The organism is Luteimonas deserti, from assembly GCF_013425765.1.
GTDB classification, from domain to species: domain Bacteria; phylum Pseudomonadota; class Gammaproteobacteria; order Xanthomonadales; family Xanthomonadaceae; genus Luteimonas; species Luteimonas deserti.
Genome location: NZ_JACCJZ010000020.1, coordinates 873571 through 894294 on the forward strand (window position 1 = coordinate 873571; position 20724 = coordinate 894294).

Genomic DNA, 20724 nt, shown 5'->3' on the forward strand with positions numbered 1-20724 from the left:
GGACTCCGCCCATGCGCCGTCTCACCCTGCTCCGCCTGCTGCCGGTCGCCGCCCTGGCGATCGCCGCCCTGGCCACGCCCGCCCTCGCCCAGGAACGCATCAAGGACCTCGCCTCGGTCGGCGGCGTGCGCGGCAATGCGCTGGTCGGCTACGGCCTCGTCGTCGGCCTCGACGGCAGTGGCGACCGCACCAGCCAGGCGCCCTTCACCGTGCAGAGCCTGCGCAACATGCTCAACGAGCTGGGCGTGACCGTGCCGGCCAACGTGAACCCGCAGGTCAAGAACGTGGCGGCCGTGGCGATCCACGCCGAGCTGCCGCCGTTCGCCAAGCCCGGACAGACCATCGACATCACCGTCTCGTCGATCGCCAACGCCGTGTCGCTGCGTGGCGGCACCCTGCTGATGGCCCCCCTGAAGGGGGCCGACGGGCAGGTCTACGCGGTGGCCCAGGGCAGCCTCGTGGTCGGCGGCTTCGGCGCCCAGGGCCGGGACGGCTCGCGTGTGTCGGTCAACGTGCCGAGCGTCGGCCGGATTCCCAATGGCGCCATGGTCGAGCGCGAGGTCGCCGGCGGCTTCGGCGACAGCGGCGAGCTCACGCTGAACCTCAATCGCGCCGACTTCAGCACGATCTCGAGCATGGTCAGCGCGCTCGACGCGCGCTTCGGCCCCGGCACCGCGCGCGCCGTCGACGGTGTCACGGTGGCCGTGCGCGCGCCCTACGACCCCGGCGCACGCATCGGCTTCCTGGCCGAAGTGGAAAACGTGCAGGTCTCGCCGGGCACCGCGCCGGCCAAGGTCATCGTCAATTCGCGCACCGGCACCGTGGTCATGGGCGCCCAGGTGCGGGTGCTGCCGGCGGCGATCGCCCACGGTTCGCTCAGCGTGACCATCACCGAGAATCTCGACGTGAGCCAGCCGGAGGCCTTCGGCCGCGGCGCGTCGGTGGTCACGCCGCGCTCGGACGTCTCGGTGGACCAGGGCGGCAGCCGGATGTTCAAGTTCGCCGGCGGCTCGTCGCTGGACGAGATCGTGCGCGCGGTCAACGCCGTGGGCGCGGCGCCGGGCGATCTGATCGCGATTCTCGAAGCGCTGAAGCAGGCCGGTGCGCTGCGCGCGGAGCTCGAGGTCATCTGACATGCGCATCGCCGCCGCCCCGATCGAGCTCAACCCCGCCCAGCGCCCCGATGCCGCGCGCATCGACAAGGCCGCGCGCGAGTTCGAAGGCGTGTTCGCGCAGATGCTGATCAAGAGCATGCGCGACGCCAGCTTCGGCGATGCGCTGTTTCCCGGCGAGAACCAGCTCTATCGCGATCTGTACGACCAGCGCCTGGCGAAATCGATGACCGACGGCGAGGGCCTCGGCCTGGCCAAGGTCATCGCACGCCAGCTGGGCGGTGGCGCCACCGAAGGCCCGGACCTCGACCCGCGCCTCACGCCACCGATGGCGTTGCCCGAAGCCGTCGAGATGACGGGTGGCGCGGGGATGAGCGCCCTGCCCGAAGCCCTCGGCGCGCAGACGCTGGACCTGATCGCCGGGCGGCCGATGTCCCAGGGCGGCACGGGCGAGATGGGCACCCGTTCGCCGATGGACGGCTTCATCGACGGCCTGGTCAGCCGGGCGCGACCGCTGGCCGATGCCGCGACCGGTATCGCACGCACGGCCGCAAGTGCGGCGATCCAGGCACCGGCCGCGCTCGAACAGGCCTCGCGCGCCGCGGCGGACAGTTTCGCCCCCCGCTCGCCGGAGCGCTTCGTCGCGTCCATCTGGTCGCATGCACAGGCGGCGGCGCGCGAACTGGGTGTCGACGCGAAGGCCCTGGTGGCCCAGGCCGCGCTCGAGACCGGCTGGGGCCGGCGCACCATCTCGCGCGGCGACGGCAGCACCGCGAACAATCTGTTCGGCATCAAGGCCACCGGCTGGAAAGGCGAGCGCGCCACCGTCAACACCCACGAGTACACCAACGGCGTGCGCCACACCGAGCGCGCCGACTTCCGCGCCTACGCCTCGCCGGCCGAGAGCTTCGCCGACTACGTGCGCCTGCTGAAGCAGAACCCCCGCTACCGCCAGGCGCTGGAGTCGGGCGGCGACGTGCGCCGCTTCGCCACTGCCCTGCAGCAGGCCGGCTATGCCACCGACCCGCGCTATGCCGACAAGCTCAGCGCGATCGCCAACGGGCCCACCCTGGGTCGTGCGCTGTCGACGATCGCCCAGTACGCGAGCGCGGCAGCGCCGCAGCGCGCACCGGCCGCACCGCCCGTGAACACCGTCGCCGAGGCCGCCGAACGCGCGGCCCAGGCCCTCCTCCGTCGCTGAGTGCGCGCATGGCCAATATCCTCTCCACCGGTACCAGCGCGCTGATCGCCTTCCAGCGGGCGCTGTCGACGGTCAGCCACAACGTCGCCAACATCAACACGCCGGGCTACAGCCGGCAGCGTGTCGATTTCGAAGCCCGTTCGCCGCAGTTCACCGGCGCCGGTTACGTCGGCCGCGGCACCCAGATCGTCGACGTGCGCCGGGTGGCCGACGATCTGGCCAATGCGCGGCTGATCGACAGCAGCGGCGAGCTGGCACGGCTCGAGCAGCTCGCCTCGCTGTCGGGTCGCGTGGACCGGCTGATGTCCGAATCGACCACCGGCATCGCCGGCGTGTGGTCCAACTTCTTCGATTCGGTGAGCGCGCTGTCATCGAGCGCCTCGGCGCCCGCCGAGCGCCAGAACATGCTCGGCCAGGCCAATGCGATGACCGGCCGTTTCCAGCAGTTGCAGGGCCAGTTCGACCGCCTCTCGGGCGAGGTCGATGCCGGCCTCGCCGCCAGCGCGGCCGAAGTGAACCGGCTGTCGAGCGAGATCGCCCAGCTCAACGGACGCATCGGGAATGCGCAGACCGCGCCGCCCGATCTTCTCGACCGGCGCGAGCGGATGATCCGCGACCTGGTCGGGCTGACCGGCGGCAGCGCCGTGCAGCAGGACGGCGGCGCCATGAACGTGTTCTCGGCCGGCGGCCAGGCCCTCGTCGTCGGCATCCAGGCCTCGACGCTAACCACGGTCGCCGATCCCTACCGTCCGGAGCGCCGCCAGCTCGCCCTGCAGACCCAGGGGCAGACCGTGCGCATCGACGAGCGGGTGATGGGCGGCAAGATCGGCGGCCTGCTCGAATTCCGCGACCAGGTGCTTGCGCCGACCGAGTCGGAGCTGGGCCGGGTCGCGCTCGCACTCGGCACCACTTTCAATGCCGGCCACGCGGCCGGCATGGACCAGTACGGCGACATGGGTGGCCCCTTCTTCAACCTCGCGCCGCCCGGGGTGAACCCGCATTCCGGCAATGCCGGCACGGCCACGATGTCGGCCGCGGTGGCCGATCTGGCCGCGGTCGACGGCCGCAACGTGGTGCTGCAGTTCCGCAGCGGCGCCTGGACCGCGGCCGATGCCGCGACCGGCGTCGCCGTGCCGCTGACCGGCACCGGGGCGTCCGGCGATCCGCTGCGCGTGGGTGGCCTGGCGGTGAACGTCTCGGGCGCGGCGCAGGAAGGCGACCGCTTCCTGCTCCAGCCGACGGCGCAGGCCGCGCGCGGACTGTCCGTCGCGATCACCGATCCGGGGCGGATCGCCGCTGCCACCCCGGTCCAGGTCAAGGCCACGCTCGGCAATCTCGGCAGTGCGCGACCCGGCAGCGTGCGTGTGGTGGATGCAGCCGATCCTGCCCTGCGTGCGCCGTCCACGGTGGAGTTCCTCGACGGCGACCAGTACATGGTCGACGGCGACGGGCCGTTCCCCTACACCCCCGGCATGACCATCAGTGCCAACGGCTGGTCGTTCGTGCTCGACGGTATCCCCTCGGCCGGCGACAGCTTCAGCATGGGGCCGACCGGCTCCGGGTCCAGCGACAACGGCAATGCCGCGCTGCTCGCGGGCTTCGACGACCGGGCGGCGCTCAACGGCGGTTCGCTCACCCTCAACGGTGCGATCCAGGGCCTGACCACGGCGGTCGGCTCGGCCGCACGCCAGGCCGGGTACGCCGCCGAGGCCCAGGCCGCCCTGCACGCCCAGGCCGAGGCGGCACGCGAGAGCATCTCCGGCGTGAACCTCGACGAAGAGGCCGCGAACATGCTGCGACTGCAGCAGGCCTACCAGGCCGCAGCGCAGATCATCTCCACCGCCGACACCCTGTTCCAGTCGCTGCTCGGAGCCGTCCGCCGATGACCAACCGCATCTCCACCGGCATGCTCTACCAGCAGTCGATCTCGACGCTGCAGGCCAAGCAGGCCTCGCTCGCGCGCATCAACAACGAGCTCACGACCGGCAAGAAGCTGCTCACGGCGAAGGACGATCCGGTCGGCGCCGGTGCCGCGGTGGGTCTGGATCGCGCCGTCGCCGAGCTGGAGCGCTTCGGTGCCAATGCCAACGCGGTCAGCCATCGGCTCGGCATGCAGGAGGCCGCGCTCACCCAGGCGGGCGGCGTGATGGGCCGGATCACCGAGCTCACGGTACGTGCCAACAGCGCCTCGCTGTCCAACGAGGACCGCAAGGCGATCGCCACCGAGATCACCAGCCTGCGTGCGAACCTGATCGACATCGCCAACAGCCCGGACGGCGCCGGGCGCTATCTGTTCGGCGGCACGCAGGACGGCACGGCCCCATTCGCGCGAGTGGCCGGCGGGGTGAGCTATGCAGGCGACCAGACGCGTCGCCAGGTCGAGGTCGCACCGCAGCTGTTCGTCGCCGACACCATGCCCGGCAGCGAGGTGTTCCTGCGCGTGCGTACCGGGGACGGCCGGCTCGACGCGGCTGCGGACCCGGCGAACACCGGCACCGGTCTCGTCGGCAGCTTCGGCGTGGCCGATTCCGGGCAATGGGACGGCGGCCGATACAGGATCACGTTCGGCGCCGGCGGGGCCTACGACGTTCTCGACGACGCGGGTGTGAGCATCGGCAGCGGGGTGCATGCCAGCGGCGACGCGATCACCGTCAACGGTGCACGTGTGGTCATCGGCGGGGCACCGGCCGACGGCGACGTCTTCACCCTCGCCCCCGCCGGCACGCGCGACATGTTCGCGACGATCGATCGCCTGATCGGCGCACTCAACATGCAGCCGACCACCGACGCGCAACGTGCAGCGCAGCAGAACGCGCTGCAGGGCGCGATGCGCGACATCGCCACCGCGCAGGACCACCTGATCGATGTGCGCGCCAACGGCGGCGCGCAGCTCGGTGCGCTCGACAATGCGGCCGCGCTGCGCGATTCGCAGTCGCTGACCCTCGAGAGCACGCTTTCCGGACTGCGCGATCTGGACTACGCCGAGGCGATCAGCCGGTTCAACCTCGAGAAGGTCGCGGTCGAAGCCGCGCAGCTGAGCTTCGTGCAGATGCAGCGTCTGTCGCTGTTCGACCTGCTGCGCTGAGCCCCGCGCCCGGACCGACGCACGCGCAATGCGTCGATTCCAAGGCATTCGATGCATCGGAGCACATCGGCGCATTTCCCGGCCGCCTCGGGCAGCCGCATCGACGCGCATCCTACCTTCACGCACGGACACGCTCGCAAGGCGCGTGCTCTGACTGCACGGCGTCCGCGCGCGACGCACGTGCGATGCCCGGCCGCAATGCCGGCATATCCCGCCGCGTCGACGCGACCCGATCCGGCCCGCTGACAGTCCGCGCGTCGCCCCCGACGTTCGACGCACGAAACGCGAGCGTCGACGCGCTGTCGTGCGCTGCGTGCGCGGCGCACGTGCCGATACAGTCCGACACGGCGCAGACATGCAGACGCGCAGACGGCGAGTACATCCATCCGTGTGGCCGCATCGGCGTCTGATCGATCACTCGCGTATCGGCAGACGCATCAACGCAAGGTGAGTCGCGAAGGGCGGACTGCAGACACACGCCGCCTGCGCGCTCAACCCCCGCCGCATGCTGCCGTTAATGCATTCGGTCCGGAGACGGACTGCGAATCGCCGGCAATACAGCATTAAAGCTTGACGACGAGACGCCGTTATTGGTTACAGCAGAGGACAGGGCCGCAACAACGGCAACTCCCTGCGGAGCCACCGGCCAGGCCCTGTTCCCGCGCCGGATTCCCCATACCAGGAGACCTGCATCATGTCCGTCATCAACACCAACACCATCTCGCTCAACGCCCAGCGCAACCTGGCCACCAACTCGGCCAGCCTGTCGACCTCGATCCAGCGCCTGTCCTCGGGCCAGCGCATCAACAGCGCCAAGGACGACGCCGCCGGCCTCGCGATCTCCGAGCGTTTCACCACGCAGATCCGCGGCATGAACCAGGCTGCCCGCAATGCCAACGACGGCATCTCGCTGGCGCAGACCGCTGAAGGCGCCCTGGGCGAGATCGGCAACAACCTGCAGCGCATCCGTGAGCTGGCCGTCCAGTCGCGCAACGCCACGAACTCCTCTTCCGACCGCGAAGCGCTCAACGCCGAAGTCACCCAGCTGAAGGCCGAGATCCAGCGCGTTTCGGAGCAGACCGAGTTCAACGGCACAAAGCTGCTCGACGGGCGCTTCTCTGCCCAGGCCTTCCAGGTCGGCGCGAACCAGGGCCAGACGATCACCGTCGACTCGATCGCCAACGCCAACACCGCTGCCCTGGGCACGTGGACCGCGCCGACGACCAACGTTGCGACCGGCACGGGTGCCGCGCTGACCGACCGCACCGGTGGTGCGACCTTCGCCCAGATCGGTACGGGCGACCTGGTCATCAACGGCACGAACGTTCTGCTGGCGGCTTCCAGTGCTGACGAAACCGCTGCCAACCAGGCGGGCCGCGTGGTGGCCGCGATCAACAGCGCGAATATCACCGGTGTCACGGCTGCGCTGAACGACGACGGTGACGGGGTCGTGCTCTCCTCCTCGGCCGACATCGAGATCGTGGCCACCGCGGCGGGTACCGCGTCGAGCGGCGTCGCCAACGGCAACGTCACCGCGGCGCAGGTCGTCGGCGGCGCACAGACCGGCTTCGCCAACGAAGACGTGACCACGGCCGCCAACGCGGACCGGATGATCCTGGCGATGGACGCGGCGCTGAAGGCGGTCAACTCCTCGCGCGCAGACCTCGGTGCGGTGCAGAACCGCTTCAGCTCGGTCGTCGCCAACCTGCAGACCTCCTCGGAGAACCTGTCGGCCTCGCGCAGCCGGATCATGGACACCGACTTCGCCAAGGAGACCGCCGAGCTGTCGCGTTCGCAGGTCCTGCAGCAGGCCGGCACGGCGATGCTGGCCCAGGCCAACCAGCTGCCGCAGAACGTGCTCAGCCTGCTGCGCTGAGTCCTGCGCAGCATCCGGGAGCGCCCTGCGCGTTCCCGGCGCTTCGAAGCCCCCGGTCCTGCCGGGGGTTTTTTTTTGGGGCGCACTGTGCATCAGGCGCGCCCCGGACATTGCTGAGACAGTGCTCGGCTCGTTCCAGGCCGTCTGGAGCGCGCGATAGCAGCCGCGTCCGAGCCGGCCCGCGTCGGTCACGCGCCCCCCAAGCCGCTCGCCCCGGCACATATCTTGCAGCCTCAAGAACCACGGCGTCGTGCCGTTAAACGAGGAGCCGCCGTGCGCGGCACGCCGGGCGGTTCCCGGTCAGGAGACGACAGATGGCGGATTATTCATTCGGGTACGGCGGCATCGGATCGGGCCTCGACATCAGCACGATCGTCAATCAGCTGGTCGCCGCCGACCGCGCGCCGCAGAACAAGCGGCTCAATACTCTGGAGTCGGGAACCAAGTTCAAGTTGTCGGGTGTCGGCAGCGTGTCCTCCGCCTTCAATGCACTCAAGACCGCACTCGACGGCCTGCAGAAGGTCGATGCCCTCGGCGCCCGGACCGTCAGCTCGACCATGCTCTCGCTGGGCAATGGCGCCCCGGTCACCGGCACGGCCGATGCCGTGCTCACACCCACCGCCGGACGCAATACGCCGGTCGGCAGTTACCAGGTCGACGTCCACGCGCTGGCGACGGCGCACAAACTGCTCGGCGCCGGCAACGCGGTCGGCACGACCTTCGGCGTCGGCACGCTGCGCGTCGCCATCGGCGGGGATTCGATCGATGTCGCGGTCAAGGCCGGTGCGACGCTCGCAGACATCCGTGGCGCCATCAACGACGCCGCAGGCAAGTACGGCCTGCAGGCCGCGGTGCTGACCTCGGACGCGGGCCAGCATCTCTCGCTCGGCAGCGCCAAGACCGGAGCGGCCAATGCCATCAGCATCGCGGTTGTCGAGGGCGGCGCCGACCTGCAGGCCCTGGTCGAAGGACTCGCGGAACAGTCGCCAGCAGCCGATGCGCGGGTGTCGATCGACGGCCTGCTGACCACGTCGGCCACCAATACCATCACCGACGCGGTGCCCGGCATGAGCCTGGCACTGCGGCAGACCGGCGTCAGCCGGGTCGAGGTCAAGACCGACCCCGCCGGCAGCCGCGCCGCGGTCGACGGCTTCGTCAAGGCCTACAACGCCGCGCTCAAGGCGATCGGCAGTGCCACCAGCTACAACGCGGAAACCAAGACGCCTTCCTCGCTCACGGGCGATGCGCAGATGCGCGGCGCGGCGTCCCAGCTGCGCAACGTGATGAACGACCTGCTCGGCGGCCTCGCCGAACAGGGGCTCGACGCCAAGACCCTGGGTCTGCAGACGCAGGGCTTCCCGAATCCCGACGGCAGCCTGGTGCTGGATGCCGGCAAGTTCAACGAGGCGATGGCTGCCAACCCGGCGAAAGTCATCGCGGCGCTCACCGATGAATCCGGCCTGGCGGCGAAGCTCAACGACGTGGTCAAGAACTACGTCGGTCCCGACGGCGCGTTCACCCTGCGCGACAAGGGCCTCAATGCCCAGCTCAAAGACATCGGCCGCCAGCGCGAGGCCCTGGACACGCGCATGGACGCGGCCGCCAAGCGTTACCGCACCCAGTTCGTCGCGCTCGATTCGCTGATGGCGCAGATGACCTCGACCAGTACCGCGCTGGCGCAGCAGCTCGCCGCGCTCTCGGCGCAGACCAGCAATCGCTAGGAGTTCCCACGATGATCCCCCGCCACTACGCCCAGGAGTACCGCCAGAGCCAGCTCGAAGGCGCGGTCATGGACGCCGATCCGCACAAGCTCGTCGCACTGCTGCTCTCGGGCGCGTGCGAACGCATCCGACTGGCGGAAGCCTGTATCGAGCGCGGCGACCAGGCGCGCAAGGGCAAGGCCATCGGGGAGGCCTGCGCCATCGTCGGGCATCTCGGCGGCTCGCTGGACCACGAGGCCGGCGGCGAGATCGCGGCTAACCTGGCGTCGCTGTACGACTACGTGCTCCGGCGCCTGACCGAAGGCAATCTCCACAACGACCCCGACGCGCTGCGCGAGTCGCTCGAGCTGCTCGGCGAGATTGATGCGGCCTGGACCGCGATCCGTCCGGCCTGCGTGGCGGCGGAGAGCGTCGGAGCGCACGCGTGAGCGACGCAGGGCAGCCGGCGCTCGAAGCCCAGCTGTCGGCACTCGGCAGCGCGGTCGAGGCGGGCGAGCTGGCGGAAGCCGCCGAGCGGATGGCCGAATACGACGCCTCGCTGCGCCGCTACATCGAGCGCACCGCGCCGGATACCCCCGTCGACGGGCTGCGCGCGCTGCTGCGGATGCAGAACGAGGTGCTGCTGCAGATGCGCGGCAAACAGCAGGCCATCGGCGAGGCGCTGCGTCAGGCGTATCGTCAGGGCAACGCCTCGCGCGCCTACACCAGTGCGGAGACAACGCCATGACCACGGCGCCACCCGTGAACGAAGATCCCGCCGACGCGCTGCTGTTCGGCGACAGTCTCGACTGCTCGCTGGTCCTGCCGGTGCACGTGGCACGGTCCGATGGCCCGGGCCGGCAGACCCAGGCCGTGACCCTGCTCCATGGCCTCGCCCAGATCGAGGACCTGCGCAAGGAGGAAGGCGTCGAGGAGCACGGCGACCTGCCGCTGCTCGCCCAGCGCATGGACGCCAAGCTGGACCTGATCCTCGCCCTGGTCGGGCGCCTGGCGATGCGCGCCGACGGCCTGCCCGAACGTCCGCTACGCTGGTCGGCCGCGGGGCTGCGCGTCGATCTCGAGTCCGCCGTGGCACTCGAGCCCGAGGCGGGCGTGCTGGTGCGCCTGCAGCCGGCGGAGTGGATTCCCGATCACCTCGAGCTGCCCGCACGGGTGATCGCGCGCCAGCCGATCGACGGCGGGACACGGCTGTGGCTCGCGTTCGTGGGGCTGCGTGCCGACCTCGTCGAGGCGCTGGACCGGCACCTGTTCCGGCTGCATCGGCGCGAGGTCGCCGAGCAGCGCCGGCGCTGAGCGCGGGCGGCTGGCGTATCCTTGGGTCCACCGGGTCCGCCCGGCCTGCCGGAGCGAGCTGCTGGTGCGAGTGCTGATCGTCGACGACCACACCCTGGTGCGGGCCGGCCTGGCCCGTCTGCTGCAGGGCTTCGCCGGTGTCGACGTCTGCGCCGAGGCCAGCCGGGCCGACGAGGCGCTCGACCTCGCCCTGATCCACCGGCCCGACCTCGTGCTGATGGACCTCTCGCTCCCCGGACGCAGCGGCATCGAGGCGATGGCGTCGATCCATGCCGAACTCCCGGCCACGCGCGTGCTGATCATGTCGATGCACGACGACGCGCAGCACGTGCGCAGCGCACTGGAACGCGGCGCCGCGGGCTTCGTGGTCAAGGACGCCGCGCCCCTGGAGCTCGAACTCGCCCTGCGGACCGCGATCGGCGGCGAGGTGTTCCTGAGCCCGCGGCTGTCTTCGAAGATGATGGCGCCGCTCTTCGGACGGGCCAAGACCACCGGCGTCGACGCGTTGTCGAACCGCCAGCGGCAGATTCTCGACATGATCGGACGCGGCCTGAGCAGCAAGGAGATCGGGGTCGCGCTCGACATCAGCGTCAAGACGGTGGAAACCCACCGCGCCCGGATGATGGAAGTGCTGGGCTGCCGGCGGGCGAACGAACTGGTCCTGCTGGCTGCACGACAGGGGCGCAGCGGGCCCTGAGGGGCGCCGACAGAAAACCGCCGCAGCCGGCGGGGCACGGGTGTCGGGGAAACCCCGACAGCGGTCGGGCACGCCCCGGCGATCGTGGGAAACGCCCCGATAGCGGATCCGTCGCGACGGCTTCACGATTCTTTCACCGGCGCGGGGCGCGCCGTGACGGAATCCGGGCACGCCATGAAAGCCAGCCACACCACCTCGATGCAGCTCGGCCAGCACCTGCAGATGACACCGCAGCTGCTGCAGTCCATCCGCCTGCTGCAGCTCGACGGGCTGCAGCTCGAGCTGGAGATCCGCCGCATCCTCGAGCAGAACCCGCTGCTCGAGCTCGACGAGGAAACACCTGCAAGCCCGATGCCGGAACGCAGCGAGGCGGCCTCCGACGTCGCCGCGTTCGACGAGCTGCCGGAATCCTCCATGTGGGACGTGCGCGGCGCCAGCTGGAGCGGCGACGACGAGGACGGCTTGCAACGCATCGCGGCCGGGGAATCCAGCGATCCGCACCTCCGTATCCTGCAGCGCCTCGCCGTCACGATGTCGGCCGACGACCTGGCCGTGGCCGGCTTCTGGCTTGAGCACTGCGACGATGCCGGTTACCTGGCCGCGCCCTACGACAGCCTGCTCGAGACCGCGTCGCAGCGCTTCGCGCGCAGCGCGGCCGCGGTGGAGGCGGTGCGCCAGGCAATGCTGGCCGGGGACCCGGCCGGCGTCGCCGCCCGCGATCTGCGCGAGTGCCTGCTCGCCCAGCTCGACGCGCTGGCGGGCCGCGTGCCCGCGCGCCGTCTCGCACGCCGCGTCATCGACGAGGCCCTGGTTCTGCTGGGCGCCCACGACATCGCCGGCGTCGCCCGCCAGCTGGAATGCGAGGAGGCCGACGTCCACGAGGCCGTGCGCCTGATCCTGTCGCTGGATCCGCGTCCTGCCGAAGCCGGGGCTCCGGTCGAGAGCACCGCGGTCGTTCCCGACGTGGTGGTCTGGCACGCCGATGCCGGCTGGCGCGTGGCATTGAATCCGGCCGCCGCGCCGAGGGTCTCCATCAACGCCGGTTACGAGCGTGCCCTCGCCGACGGCGAGACCAGCGCGCCGATGCGCGAGATGCTGCAGGAGGCGCGCTGGTTCACCCGTGGCCTGTCGATGCGCTACGACACCCTGCTGCGCACGGCCCGGGTCATCGTCGAGCGCCAGGCGGCCTTTCTGGAACGCGGCGAAGAGGCCATGGCCCCGCTGACCCTCAAGGACGTGGCCGACGCCATCGGCATGCACGAGTCCACCGTGTCGCGCATCACCACCGGCAAGTTCCTGCAGACCCCGCGCGGCACGATCGAGATGAAGCGGTTCTTCGCCGTGCGGCTGGACGGCGCCAATGTCTCCGGCGCGGCGGTGCGGGCGATGGTGCGCCGGCTGATCGAGGCCGAGCCCGCCCAGCGTCCCCTGGCCGACGACGCGATCGCGGCCCTGCTCGCCCGCCAGGGCGTGCACATCGCCCGGCGCACCGTCGCCAAGTACCGCGAACAACTCGACATCGCCCCGGCGCGCGCGCGCCGTCGCGGCGCCCGCCCCACCCTGCTCGCCCGTGCGGGCTGAGGACACCGGAATGCAGACGATCCACGTACTCCTGGTCGACGACCACGAAGGCTTCATCAACGCCGCGCAGCGTCATTTCCGCAAGGTCGACTGGCTGAAGGTCGTCGGCACGGCCGGCAATGGTCTGGAAGCGATCGCCCAGTCCGAGACGCTGCGTCCCGACGTGGTGCTGATGGACCTGGCGATGCCGGAAATGGGCGGCCTGCAGGCCACGCGCCTGATCAAGGCCCAGGACGCGCCGCCCTACATCGTCATCGCGAGCCATTTCGACGATGCCGAGCACCGCGAGCACGCCACCCGCGCCGGCGCCGACAACTTCGTCAGCAAGCTGTCCTACATCCAGGACGTCATGCAGATCCTCGAATCGGTGCACGCGGATGTCCCGCGAGATGGAGCCGTGTCATGAGCGAATCCCGCATCCTGGTCATCGACAGCAACGAAGGCCGCGCCGAGCGCCTGTGTACGCTGCTGGAATTCATGGACCTGCGTCCGCGCTGGGTGTCCGAGCCCGGTGAGGTCTCGGCCGCGCGCAACCGGCCCAGCGACTGGATGGCCGTGCTGGTGGGCACGATCGACGACGCCGCGGCCGCGCAGGCCTTCTTCGGCTGGCTCGGCCAGGCGGCGGTGCCCCCGCCGGTGCTGCTGCTCGACGGCGAGCCGGCGACGTTCGCGGCCGCCCACGGACTGCACGAGGCCGGCGTCTGGGCGCTGGAGTCACCGCTGCGCCATGCCCAGCTCGAGAACCTGCTGCGCATGGCCAGCCTCAAGCGGCTCGATGCCGAGGCACTGGCCAAGGCCGATCCCGGCGGCGGCCCGACCGGCACCAGTGCCGCGGTGCAGACCCTGCGCCGGATGATCGACCAGGTGGCCCCGTTCGACACCACCGTGCTGATCCTCGGCGAGTCGGGCTCCGGCAAGGAGGTCGCCGCGCGCGCAATCCACCAGCGCTCGGCGCGGCGCGACGGCCCGTTCGTCGCGATCAACTGCGGGGCGATCCCGGCCGAGCTGCTGGAGAGCGAGCTCTTCGGTCACGAGAAAGGCGCCTTCACCGGCGCGCTGTCGGCGCGCAAGGGCCGCTTCGAGATGGCCGAGGGCGGCACGCTGCTGCTCGACGAGATCGGCGACATGAGCCTGCCGATGCAGGTCAAGCTGCTGCGCGTGCTGCAGGAGCGCTGCTTCGAGCGCGTCGGCGGCAACCAGAGCATCAAGTGCGACGTGCGCGTGATCGCCGCGACCCACCGCAACCTCGAGGCGCGCATCGGCGACGGCCAGTTCCGCGAGGACCTGTTCTACCGCCTCAATGTGTTTCCGATCGACATGCCGTCGCTGCGCGAGCGCCGCGACGATCTGCCCGATCTCGTCCGCACCATCGCCGGTCAGCTGGGGCGCAACGGCCGCGGCGAGATCCGCTTCGCTGCCGACACGCTCGATGCGCTGGCCGGCTACGCCTGGCCGGGCAACGTGCGCGAGCTCAGCAATCTGGTGGAACGCCTCGCCGTGCTCAACCCGGGCGGGCTGGTCCGCGTGCAGGACCTGCCGCAGCGCTACCGTGAACACCTGCTCGCCGATCTGCCGCCGCTGGTCGCCGATGCGCCGTCCGCGCCCCCGGCCCTGCCGGCTGCGGTGCAGGCCGCCTCGACGCCCGCCGTCGCCGTCGCCGCCGATGACGCCGCGCATCTGCCGGAAGACGGCATGGACCTGCGCGACCACATGGCGCGGATCGAGCTGGGCCTGATCCGTGAAGCGCTGGAACGCAGCGAGGGCGTGGTGGCCCACGCCGCGCAGCTGCTCGGTCTGCGCCGGACCACGCTCGCGGAGAAGCTCCGCAAGTACGGCATCGAGCGCGAACTGGCGGCCTGAGCCCTACCGCCTGCCCTGTGCCGGGCGCCCACCATGCGGCCCTGCCATGCATCGCGCGGCGGGCGGCGGGCGGCGGCATGGGAATCGCGCAGACGGCCATCGGCAGCTCCGCAGGGTGCCGTCGCCCTGGACGTGAGGCGGGATCGCGCATCGGCCCGCCTGCGCGCCGGACCCGCCCCGGAGGGGGTCTTCGCGGCCAGTGGCTGGCAGGCGTCAAGGGGCCGTCGCCCCGCTCCGTCCGCTGCGGCACGCGTCTTGCATCACCGCTGACAGGTTTCCGTCCCCGGACGTTCCGTATGAGCCACTCCGTCAACTCGATCCTCTCGCAGATCCGCAGCTACCAGGGCCAGGTGGCCCAGTCGCGGCCGATGCCGGCCGCCGAGGCGCCGCGCAGCGACGCGATCGCGGTGAACGGCGGGATCGGTGGCATGCAGGGCGTCGGGGCGCCGACGGGCGCGTCGGCGCCGAGCTTCGGCGCGACCCTGCGCAATGCGCTGGAAGGCGTCAACGGCGCGCAGCAGAAATCCGGCGCGCTGGTGCGAGCGTTCGAGCTGGGCGAGCCCGGCGCGGATCTGGCCAAGGTGATGGTGGCCTCGCAGCAGTCGCAGGTGGCCTTCCGCGCCACCGTGGAAGTGCGCAACCGACTGGTGCAGGCGTACCAGGACGTCATGAACATGCCGCTGTGATGCGGCCAGGACAGGAATAAGCGAAGACCATGGCGATCACGCTGTCCAAGGAAGCCCTCAACACCGATGCGGCCAGTCGCAAGGCGGTCGATGTCCTCGATCGCCTGGAGAAGATGCAGCTCGCCGGTCGCCTGGCGAAGATGGTGCTGCTGGCGGCCGCCATCGCGGTCGGCCTGATCGTGTTCTTCTGGGCGCAGAAACCGGGTTACGTGCCGCTCTACGCGGGGCTCGACGCCAAGGCCACCGCGGAGGCGACCGACCTGCTGCGTGCAGCGCAGATCCCGTTCAAGATCGACCAGAGCTCCGGTGCGATCGCGGTGCCCGAGGCCAACGTGCACGACGCGCGCCTCAAGCTCGCAGGCTCGGGTCTGGGCGAATCCGGGCGCATCGGTTTCGAGCTGATGGAACGCGATCCGGGCTTCGGCGTCAGCCAGTTCGTCGAGAACGCGCGCTACCAGCACGCGCTCGAGACCGAGCTGGTGCGCACCATCGCCGCACTGCGGCCGGTGCGCGACGCGCGGGTGCACCTGGCGATTCCCAAGCCCTCGGCCTTCACCCGGCAGCGCGAGGCCGCGAGTGCCTCGGTCGTTCTGGAACTGCGCGGCGGCTCGACCCTGGAGCGTGGCCAGGTCGACGCGATCGTGCATCTGGTGGCCTCGAGCATCCCCGACCTGGCCCCCGACCGGGTCACCGTGGTCGACCAGAACGGCCGCATGCTCAGCAACGATGCGCAGGATCCGGCGGCCGCGCTCAGCGCGATCCAGTTCGAGCAGGTGCGTCGCCAGGAAACCTCGTTCAACCAGCGCATCCGCGAACTGCTCGAGCCGATGGCGGGCGCCGGCCGGGTCAACGCCGAAGTCACCGTCGACATGGATTTCTCGGTCAGCGAGGAGGCCCGCGAGCTGTACAACGCCGAGCCGCCCAAGCTGCGCAGTGAGCAGCTCAGCGAGTCGGCCAGCCGAGAAGCCGGCGCCCAGGGCGTGCCCGGCGCCACCCCCAATCTGCCCGACACCGCGATCAACCCCGCGCCGCTCGACGCCCAGGTGGCCGCGGCCACCGGAGCCGGCGGCGCCGGTGACACCTCGCGCAGTTCCACCCGCAATTACGAGCTCGACCGTACCCTCAGCCACACCCGGCAGCCGCCGGGCCGGATCCGCAGGGTCAGCGCCGCGGTGCTGGTCGACCACGTGCCGCGCGCCGGTGCGGACGGCACGACCACGACGCAACCGCTCACCGCCGCCGAACTGCAGCGGATCGAGGCTCTGGTGCGCCAGGCGGTCGGCTTCGACGAGGCCCGCGGCGACACGGTCTCGGTGATGAACGCCCCGTTCGTGCGCGAGCAGTCCGACGGCTTCGATGCACCGCCGTGGTGGCAGCAGCCGATGCTGCGCGACATCGCCCGCCTGGCGCTGGGCGCTCTGGTGGTGCTCGCCCTGCTGTTCGGTGTGGTGCGCCCGGCCGTGCGCCAGATCGCCGGTCCGTCCAAGGCCCCGACGCCGAAGACCCCGGCCACGGCCGAGGTGACCCTGCTCGACGAGCCGCTGCCGGCGCTGGCCGAAGACACCGCGCACATCAATGCGTTGTCCGACGCCCGTGCGCCGATCGCACTGCCGTCGGATGCCTACGAGGACCGCCTGCGCACCGCGCGCGAGGCGGTGAAGACGGATTCCAAGCGCGTCGCGCAAGTGGTCAAGGGATGGTTGGACGATGAAGCGGCCGCATGATCTCAACGCCCTGACGGGCGTCCAGCGCGCAGCCGTGTTGCTGCTCTCGCTCGGCGAAGTGGACGCCGCCGAGGTGCTCAAGCACATGGACGCCAAGGAGGTGCAGAAGCTGGGCCTGGCCATGGCGACGATGGGCGCGGTCAGCCGCGAGCAGGTCGCGCACGTGATGGAGGACTTCTCCGGCGCGCTCGACCGGCAGACCTCGCTCGGCGTCGGCGCCGACGACTACATCCGTGCGGTGCTGGTGCAGGCGCTGGGCGCCGACAAGGCCGGCGGTGTGATCGACCGCATCCTGCTCGGCCGCAACACCACCGGCCTCGATACGCTGAAGTGGATGGATCCCCGCGCGATCGCCGATCTCGTGCGTCACGAGCATCCGCAGATCATCGCGATCGTGCTGTCGCATCTCGATCCCGACCAGGCGGCCGATGCGCTGAAGCTGCTGCCCGAGCGCACCCGCGCCGACGTGCTGCTGCGCATCGCCACGCTCGACGGCATTCCGCCCAATGCGCTCAACGAGCTCAACGAGATCATGGAGCGCCAGTTCGCCGGCAACCAGAACCTCAAGTCCTCGGCCGTGGGCGGCATCAAGGTGGCCGCCAACATCCTCAACTTCATGGACACCGGTCCGGACCAGAGCCTGCTCGCGGCGATCCGCAAGGTCGACGAGGTGCTCGGCCAGCGGATCCAGGACCTCATGTTCGTGTTCGACGATCTCAACGAACTCGACGACCGCGAGCTGCAGTCGGTGCTGCGCGAAGTGTCGGGCGAGCGTCTGGGCATCGCGCTGCGCGGGGCCGATCCCAAGGTGCGCGACAAGATCACCCGCAACATGTCGCAGCGCGCCGCCGAGATCCTCCTCGAGGACATGGAGGCGCGCGGGCCGGTGCGGCTGTCGGATGTGGAGGCCGCCCAGAAGGAGATCCTCACCCTGGTCCGCCGCCTGGCCGATGAGGGCACGATCTCGCTCGGCGGCGGCACCGCGGAGGCGCTGGTATGAGCAGCGCCGTGCGCTGGTTGGCCCCCGACCTCGAGCCGCCGCCCGTCGCCCGGGAAGAGGAGCCGGTCGAGATTCCGCATCCGCCGTCGCTGGAGGAGATCCAGCAGATCCGCGACGACGCCCAACGCGAAGGCTACGAGGACGGGCTGGCCCAGGGCCGGGCCGAAGGTCTGGCCCAGGCCCAGGGCGAGATGCGCCGCCTGACGGCGCAGATCGAGGGCATCCTCGACAACTTCTCGCGGCCGCTGGTGCGTCTGGAGAACGAGGTCGTCGCCGCGCTCGGCGATCTCGCAGTGCGCGTTGCCGGGGGTCTGGTCGGCCACGCCTACGAGGCCGAGCCGGAACTGCTGGCCGGACTGGTGAGCGAGGCTGTGGACGCGGCCGGCGGCATGGCCCGCGAGGTCGAGGTGCGCCTGCATCCCGACGACATCGCGGCGCTGTCGCCCATCCTCACGCTCGCCCCGGCCACGCGCCTGGTGGCCGATCCGGCGCTGGCCCGTGGCGACCTGCGCGTGCACGCCGAGACCGTCCGCATCGACGGCAGCCTGGACGCCCGTCTGCGCGGTGTGCTGGACACGGTGCTCCGCCGTGCGGGAACACGCACGTGAGCCCCGTCGCCCTGCCCTTCGCCGATCCGGCCGACTGGCTGACCGCACGCAACCTGCGCCTGGCCACCCGTCTCGACGCGACCGGTCCCGATCCCGCGGCCGGACGCGGCCTCGTGCGCGAAGGCATTCTGCGTCGTGCCGTGGGCCTCACCCTGGAAGCCGTGGGCTGCGAGGCACCGATGGGCGCCACCTGCAAGGTGGAGGTCGACGGCGGCTGGGTCGAGGCCGAGGTGGTCGGCTTCGCCGGCGACCGGACCTCGCTGATGCCCAGCGCCGAGACCCACGGCCTGCTGCCGAATGCGCGTGTGGTGCCGGTGCTGCGCCGCGGCGGCGTCGAGGTCGGCGAAGGCCTGCTCGGCCGCGTCATCGATTCGGACGGCGTGCCGCTCGACGGCAAGGGGCCGATCCGCGCCGAGGGCAGCGTCGGCATGGCCGGCGTCTCGATCAATCCGCTGGCGCGCGAACCCATCATCCAGCCGCTGGATGTCGGCGTGCGCGCGATCAATGCCCTGCTGCCGATCGGCCGCGGCCAGCGCGTGGGCCTGTTCGCGGGCTCCGGCGTCGGCAAGTCGACCCTGCTCGGCATGATGACCCGCTTCACCGCGGCCGACGTCATCGTCGTCGGCCTGATCGGCGAGCGTGGCCGCGAAGTGCGCGATTTCGTCGAGAGCACGCTCGGCGAGGAGGGCCTGCGCCGCGCGGTCGTCGTCGCCGCGCCGGCCGACCGGCCGCCGCTGGCCCGCCTGCACGGTGCCTATCGCGCCACGGCCATCGCCGAATGGTTCCGCGACCAGGGCCTCAACGTGCTGCTGCTGATGGATTCGCTGACCCGCTTCGCCCAGGCCCAGCGCGAGATCGGCCTGTCGGTCGGCGAGCCGCCGACCACCCGCGGCTATCCGCCGAGCGTGTTCGCGAAATTGCCGGCACTGGTCGAGCGCGCCGGCAACGGCGCCGCCGGTCGCGGTTCGATCACCGCCTTCTACACCGTGCTCACCGAGGGCGACGATCCGCAGGATCCGATCGCCGATGCCGCGCGCGCGATCCTCGACGGCCACATCCTGCTCTCGCGGCGGATCGCAGATGCGGGCCTCTATCCGGCGATCGACGTCGAATCCTCGGTCAGCCGCGTGGTCACCGAGATCGCCGACGACACCTGGCGCCTGCGCATCCGCTCGCTCAAGCGGCTGATCTCGGCCTACACCGCCAACCGCGACCTGATCGCCATCGGCGCCTACCAGCGCGGCGCCGATCCGGCGGTCGACGAGGCCCTGGCGCGCTGGCCGGAGATCGTCGAATTCCTGGGCCAGGACATCGCCCACGCCGCCGACCTCAATCACAGCCGTGAGGCGCTCGAGCGCCTGTTGCATCCCGAGGACTCCACCGCATGAAGCAATCCCGCCGCCTCGACCCGCTGCTCAACCGCGCCCAGGAGAGCGAAGACGCCGCCGCACGGGTACTGGCCGAGCGCCAGAGCATGTTGGCCCAGCACGAGGCCCAGCTCGACGAGCTGCGCCGCTACGCGGACGAGTACGGCCAGAGCCAGCTCGCCGCGACCAGCCCGGCCCAGCTGGCCAACCGGCGCGCCTTCCTCGACCGCCTGCAGTCGGCGGTGGAGCAGCAGTCGCGCGCGGTCGACAACAGCCGGCAGACGGTCGAGGTCGAACGCGGCCGACTGCTCTTGGCGAGCCGCGACAAACAGGTGCTCGAGCAGCTGGCCGCCAGCTACCGGGCCCAGGAGCGCCAGGTCGACGAGCGCCGCTCGCAACGCGAGCTCGACGATCTCGGCGCGCGCCGGGCGCGCATCGCGCAGTTGGCGGCCGCCGATGGAGCGGACGCATGACGCCTGCCATCGGCACGCCCGCACTTCCGCCCGCCGCGATGCCCGCGTCAGGACGGGGACCTGCAGCCGCGCCCGACGGCGGGGGAGGCTCGAACGCGTTCGCCAAGGCATTGCAGCGTCGCCAGACCGTGGATGCGGCGCAGGCGGGGCCGAAGTCCGCATCGGTGGAGACACCGGCGGCGTCCGATCCGGCGCTCGACGCGGCTGCCGCCGCCGGAGCCGCGGCCCCGGTCGTCGCCACCGCGGAGCCCGCCGAGCCCGCGCTGGTCGACGTCCAGCAGGCCCTGCCCGGTTGGCCGCCGGCCGGACTCGCCGGCCTGCTCGGGTTCGCCGACGACGCTGCGCCGCTCGAGACGCCGCCGGCACCGACGCCGGTGCCGGTGCCGGTGTCGATATCCGTTCCCGGCCCGGTTCCCTCGCCAGGCCAGCCGCCGGCAGGC

19 protein-coding genes and 1 pseudogene are annotated in these 20724 nt (G+C 71.1%); all 20 read left to right on the plus strand.

Annotation, left to right across the window (positions count from 1 at the left end):
• The first annotated feature begins 11 nt into the window (after window positions 1-11).
• Entirely contained in the window at window positions 12-1133 is a 1122-nt protein-coding gene (locus H0E82_RS16540) for a flagellar basal body P-ring protein FlgI (protein WP_180546533.1), read from the plus strand.
• A 1-nt stretch (window position 1134) separates the two neighbouring features.
• Window positions 1135-2313, plus strand: coding sequence for a flagellar assembly peptidoglycan hydrolase FlgJ (gene flgJ / locus H0E82_RS16545; protein ID WP_180546534.1), 1179 nt, complete (start codon window positions 1135-1137; stop codon window positions 2311-2313).
• Between the two features lie 8 nt (window positions 2314-2321).
• Window positions 2322-4199, plus strand: coding sequence for a flagellar hook-associated protein FlgK (gene flgK, locus H0E82_RS16550; RefSeq protein WP_180546535.1), 1878 nt, complete (start codon window positions 2322-2324; stop codon window positions 4197-4199).
• On the plus strand, window positions 4196-5398 hold the full coding sequence (gene flgL, locus H0E82_RS16555) for a flagellar hook-associated protein FlgL (RefSeq protein ID WP_180546536.1): 1203 nt from the start codon (window positions 4196-4198) through the stop codon (window positions 5396-5398). Before flgK ends, flgL begins: the two co-directional genes overlap by 4 nt.
• A gap of 691 nt (window positions 5399-6089) precedes the next feature.
• Entirely contained in the window at window positions 6090-7274 is a 1185-nt protein-coding gene (locus H0E82_RS16560) for a flagellin (protein ID WP_180546624.1), read from the plus strand.
• A gap of 314 nt (window positions 7275-7588) precedes the next feature.
• Complete coding sequence (gene fliD / locus H0E82_RS16565; protein ID WP_180546537.1) at window positions 7589-8995, plus strand: flagellar filament capping protein FliD; 1407 nt, start codon at window positions 7589-7591, stop codon at window positions 8993-8995.
• 11 nt (window positions 8996-9006) lie between these two features.
• Window positions 9007-9423 carry a flagellar export chaperone FliS gene (gene fliS / locus H0E82_RS16570; RefSeq protein ID WP_180546538.1) on the plus strand — a complete coding sequence of 139 codons (417 nt, stop codon included), beginning with the start codon at window positions 9007-9009 and terminating at the stop codon, window positions 9421-9423.
• Window positions 9420-9722 carry a hypothetical protein gene (locus tag H0E82_RS16575; protein ID WP_180546539.1) on the plus strand — a complete coding sequence of 101 codons (303 nt, stop codon included), beginning with the start codon at window positions 9420-9422 and terminating at the stop codon, window positions 9720-9722. The genes fliS and H0E82_RS16575 overlap by 4 nt, the downstream gene beginning before the upstream one ends.
• Entirely contained in the window at window positions 9719-10288 is a 570-nt protein-coding gene (locus H0E82_RS16580; RefSeq protein WP_180546540.1) for a PilZ domain-containing protein, read from the plus strand. The genes H0E82_RS16575 and H0E82_RS16580 overlap by 4 nt, the downstream gene beginning before the upstream one ends.
• Before the next feature lie 64 nt (window positions 10289-10352).
• Window positions 10353-10985, plus strand: coding sequence for a response regulator transcription factor (locus tag H0E82_RS16585; RefSeq protein WP_180546541.1), 633 nt, complete (start codon window positions 10353-10355; stop codon window positions 10983-10985).
• Window positions 10986-11159: 174 nt separating this feature from the next.
• A complete protein-coding gene (rpoN, locus tag H0E82_RS16590) occupies window positions 11160-12566 on the plus strand; it encodes an RNA polymerase factor sigma-54 (RefSeq protein ID WP_180546542.1) in 1407 nt (468 codons plus the stop codon).
• Between the two features lie 10 nt (window positions 12567-12576).
• Window positions 12577-12972, plus strand: a complete 396-nt coding sequence (locus H0E82_RS16595; protein ID WP_180546543.1) for a response regulator — start codon at window positions 12577-12579, stop codon at window positions 12970-12972.
• Entirely contained in the window at window positions 12969-14426 is a 1458-nt protein-coding gene (locus tag H0E82_RS16600) for a sigma-54 dependent transcriptional regulator (protein ID WP_180546544.1), read from the plus strand. The genes H0E82_RS16595 and H0E82_RS16600 overlap by 4 nt, the downstream gene beginning before the upstream one ends.
• A 296-nt stretch (window positions 14427-14722) precedes the next feature.
• Window positions 14723-15112: a flagellar hook-basal body complex protein FliE gene (gene fliE / locus H0E82_RS16605; protein ID WP_180546545.1), complete on the plus strand. Its 390-nt coding sequence runs from the start codon at window positions 14723-14725 to the stop codon at window positions 15110-15112.
• Between the two features lie 29 nt (window positions 15113-15141).
• Window positions 15142-16836, plus strand: a complete 1695-nt coding sequence (gene fliF / locus H0E82_RS16610; RefSeq protein ID WP_180546546.1) for a flagellar basal-body MS-ring/collar protein FliF — start codon at window positions 15142-15144, stop codon at window positions 16834-16836.
• Between the two features lie 10 nt (window positions 16837-16846).
• Complete coding sequence (gene fliG, locus H0E82_RS16615) at window positions 16847-17836, plus strand: flagellar motor switch protein FliG (protein WP_180546625.1); 990 nt, start codon at window positions 16847-16849, stop codon at window positions 17834-17836.
• The gene (locus H0E82_RS16620; protein WP_180546547.1) at window positions 17833-18444 is read left to right on the plus strand and encodes a FliH/SctL family protein; all 612 of its coding nucleotides are present in this window, start codon (window positions 17833-17835) and stop codon (window positions 18442-18444) included. The genes fliG and H0E82_RS16620 overlap by 4 nt, the downstream gene beginning before the upstream one ends.
• Window positions 18441-19832, plus strand: a complete 1392-nt coding sequence (locus tag H0E82_RS16625; protein WP_180546548.1) for a FliI/YscN family ATPase — start codon at window positions 18441-18443, stop codon at window positions 19830-19832. Before H0E82_RS16620 ends, H0E82_RS16625 begins: the two co-directional genes overlap by 4 nt.
• The gene (fliJ, locus tag H0E82_RS16630) at window positions 19829-20284 is read left to right on the plus strand and encodes a flagellar export protein FliJ (RefSeq protein WP_180546549.1); all 456 of its coding nucleotides are present in this window, start codon (window positions 19829-19831) and stop codon (window positions 20282-20284) included. The genes H0E82_RS16625 and fliJ overlap by 4 nt, the downstream gene beginning before the upstream one ends.
• A pseudogene (locus H0E82_RS16635) lies at window positions 20281-20724 on the plus strand (hypothetical protein); the annotation flags it as partial. The gene fliJ and the pseudogene H0E82_RS16635, both read left to right, overlap by 4 nt.